This is a genomic window from Flavobacterium sp. FPG59 (assembly GCF_002150205.1).
In the GTDB taxonomy this organism is placed as follows: domain Bacteria; phylum Bacteroidota; class Bacteroidia; order Flavobacteriales; family Flavobacteriaceae; genus Flavobacterium.
This window is the reverse complement of the sequence record NZ_MTCA01000269.1, coordinates 1-3,580: the sequence shown is the minus strand read 5'-3', so window position 1 is coordinate 3,580 and position 3,580 is coordinate 1. Positions and strand designations below refer to the sequence as shown.

Genomic DNA, 3,580 nt, shown 5'->3' with positions numbered 1-3,580 from the left:
GCACAAGACAATATCGTATTTTAATTCCTTAAAAGAATCCTTAAAAATATCTTCACACCGATAACTGATATTCGTATATTTTTCTGATAATTGTATTGCATGAGAAATTGTAAAATTGTTAGCATCAATACCTATCAACTTAAAATTTAGTTTATTATTAAGTCCAAAATCAGCTAAAGTTCTCAGCATATCGCCATTGCCACAACCTACATCCACAATTTTAACTTCTTCTTTTTTAGATTGTTTAAGAAGTTCTTGTACTCCTTTTAACGTTAACTTATTTCCACCTAATAGTTGATTAATTTTTGCTATTTTGTCTAAAGCATCACGTAAAATCTCGCCTTCTAAGGCAAAATCGTCCATTATTTCTGGTTTATCAGTTCTATACTTAGTATTTAATGCCATTTAAGATTGTAAAAGGATTGGTTTTCCGTGTGTTTTTTTAATTATTTTAGGTAATAAAAAAGGAAATATACTTAATAAACGCATTAATACCCCTGAAAGTTTTTGGTTTTGCAAAATATTTGATAAAAACCGACCCATTTTTAGTCGATCTTTAAAGTTGAAATTCCATTCCTGTATGTATTCTTCTTCTAATTTTTCTCGAGATTTAATTTCACTGGTATAGTATTTGTCAACTAATTCTGAAACAATTTTAGCACTATGAATTGCCATTGCCATTCCGTTGCCGCATAAAGGATGAATAAGTCCTGCAGTATCTCCAATCATTAAAATATGATTCTCAACAGCTTGTTTTTTTTCAAACGATACTTGGCTTATTGTTAAAGGTTTTTCATAAAGCATTTTTGTTTTATTGAAAATTTCGTTCAAATGAGGGTTTTGCTCTAGAACATTACTTTGAAACTCTTCAATATTTTTATATTGTTTAAATGTTTCATAATCTGCTAGATAGCAAATATTAATACTATCGTTTTCTACTTTGGAAACGCCACAATATCCACCTTTGAAATTATGAAGCCCTACTAAATCATTAGGGAAATCACCCTTATAATGCGCCTTAACTGCCAACCAATGAGACTTTTTAGTTATGAAATCCCGATTCATTTTTTGGTCAATATTAGAACGTTTGCCAAAAGCACCAATAACAATTTCAGATTTTAAAATACTATTATTTGCTGATCTAACATTAAATTCATTGTTTGAATAGTTAATTTCCTCTACAGTATCTTGTAAAAAGGTACAACCATTTTTGATTGCTTTTTGATACAAGTAATAATCCAATTCAAAACGACTAATGCCAAAACCTCCAAGTGGTAGATTGCTTTTAATAGTTTTTCCACTTGATGTTGAAAATTCAAGAATAGTAATATGTGTAGGATTTAAATGAGATAGGTCAAGACCAAGCCAGTTGAAATAAGGTAAAACTTCATTAGAAATATATTCTCCACATACTTTATGTTTTGGGAAACTATTTTTTTCAATTACCGTTACTTGAAGTCCAATTTTAGACAAGTGAATTGCAGCAGTCAAACCTGCTAAACCACCACCAATAATAATCACTTCTTTGTCTTTCATCTGGAAGTAAATTTATGGATAAGTTTATTACCATTTGCTATATAAAACTTAAAAAAACTTACATAATTATGTTCTAAAAAAATAGAGCAACAAAAAAAAGCCGTTTTGAAATAAAACGGCTCTTCTTGTAATTAAACTTTTCCTTCTTTAATTTCCTCAACAATTTCAGGATTTAATAAGGTTGTAATGTCTCCAAAGTTAGAATAATCTCCTTCCGCAATTTTTCTTAAAATTCGCCTCATAATCTTTCCAGAGCGCGTTTTTGGTAAACCAGAAACAAACTGAATTTTATCCAACTTAGCAATAGGTCCAATATGATCCGAAATATGTTGGTTGATTTCTTTAGTTAAGTTCTCCTTATTACGGGTTTCACCTGTTTCTTTTAAAATAACAAAACCGTACAAAGCATTTCCTTTGATATCATGAGGAAAACCTACAATAGCTGATTCGGCAACAGCTGGGTGTTCATTGATAGCATCTTCAATAGGTGCTGTTCCTAAATTATGACCAGAAACAATCACGACATCATCTACGCGACCTGTAATTCGATAGTACCCAACTTCATCTCGTAAAGCGCCATCACCTGTAAAAAATTTACCTGGAAAAGCTGAAAAATAAGTATCTTTATAACGCTGATGGTCACCCCATATAGTTCTGGCAATTCCTGGCCAAGGAAATTTGATACACAAACTACCTACCACTTGATTTCCTTCGATTTCATTGCGCTTATCATCCATCAAAACAGCTTGCACTCCCGGAAGTGGCAAGGTTGCATAGGTTGGTTTTGTGGGAGTAACAAAAGCTATTGGAGCAATCATAATTCCTCCAGTTTCTGTTTGCCACCAAGTGTCTACAACTGGACATCTTTTGTCCCCAACATGGTCATTGTACCAGTGCCAAGCTTCTTCATTGATAGGTTCTCCAACAGAACCAATTACTTTTAAAGATTTTAAAGGATATTTTTGTACAAATTCTATATTTTCTTTCGCCAAAGAACGAATGGCAGTTGGCGCGGTATAAAATTGAGTGATTTTATGTTTTTCGATTACCTCCCAAAAACGACTAAAGTCAGGATAAGAAGGAACTCCTTCAAAAATAACGGTCGTTGCACCGTTCAATAATGGTCCGTAAAGTATATAGGAATGACCCGTGATCCAACCGATATCAGCCGTGCACCAGAACACATCACTTTCTTCGTAGTTAAAAACATTTTTGAAAGTATAAGCCGTATACACCATGTAACCCGCTGTGGTATGTACCATTCCTTTTGGTTTTCCAGTAGAACCAGATGTGTATAAAATGAATAAAGGATCTTCGGCATCCATTATTTCGGCAACATTATTGTCTGAGGCTTGATCTAATAATGGTTGAAGCCATTGATCACGATCTTCAACCATAGTAACATTAGAATGAATTCTTTTGGCAACTAAAACTTTTTCGACAGATGTGCACTTCTCTATTGCTTCATCAATAATACTTTTCAAGTCTATTGTTTTGTTTCCTCTAAAACCACCGTCAGCCGTTATCACCATTTTGCAAGAACTATCATTAATACGACTGGCTACTGCCGATGCTGAAAATCCAGCAAAAACTACGGAGTGAATTGCACCAATACGAGCACAAGCAAGAACTGAAACAGCTAACTCAGGAATCATTGGTAGATAAATACAAACGCGATCTCCTTTTTTGATGCCTTGTTCACGCAAAACATTAGCCATTTTACACACTCTTTGGTGTAACTCATTATAGGTTATATGCAGAGCTTCTTCATCTGGATTATTTGGTTCAAAAATTATAGCGGTTTTTTCGCCTCTTTTGGCCAAGTGCCTATCGATACAATTTTTAACAATATTAACCTTAGCTTCGGTGAACCATTTTATATCGGCTTCGGCCATATTAAACTCAACAACCTTATCCCATTGCTGGTACCATGTAAAATTTTCTTCGGCTATTTTTCCCCAAAATTTTCTAGGTTCACGTACTGATTTATTATAATGCTTGAAGTATTGTTCTAGATTGTCAATTTTGTAGTAACTCATAGTGT

Annotated in this window: 3 protein-coding genes; all 3 read right to left on the bottom strand. The window is 33.4% G+C overall.

What is annotated here, in order from left to right:
- The coding region (locus FPG59_RS14830) for a bifunctional 2-polyprenyl-6-hydroxyphenol methylase/3-demethylubiquinol 3-O-methyltransferase UbiG (protein ID WP_140344684.1) at positions 1-405 on the bottom strand (405 nt) is incomplete at its 3' end.
- On the bottom strand, positions 406-1,536 hold the full coding sequence (locus FPG59_RS14825; RefSeq protein ID WP_086455339.1) for an NAD(P)/FAD-dependent oxidoreductase: 1,131 nt from the start codon (positions 1,534-1,536) through the stop codon (positions 406-408).
- Between the two features lie 131 nt (positions 1,537-1,667).
- Positions 1,668-3,575 carry an acetate--CoA ligase gene (gene acs / locus FPG59_RS14820; protein WP_086455340.1) on the bottom strand — a complete coding sequence of 636 codons (1,908 nt, stop codon included), beginning with the start codon at positions 3,573-3,575 and terminating at the stop codon, positions 1,668-1,670.
- Positions 3,576-3,580: the final 5 nt, after the last annotated feature.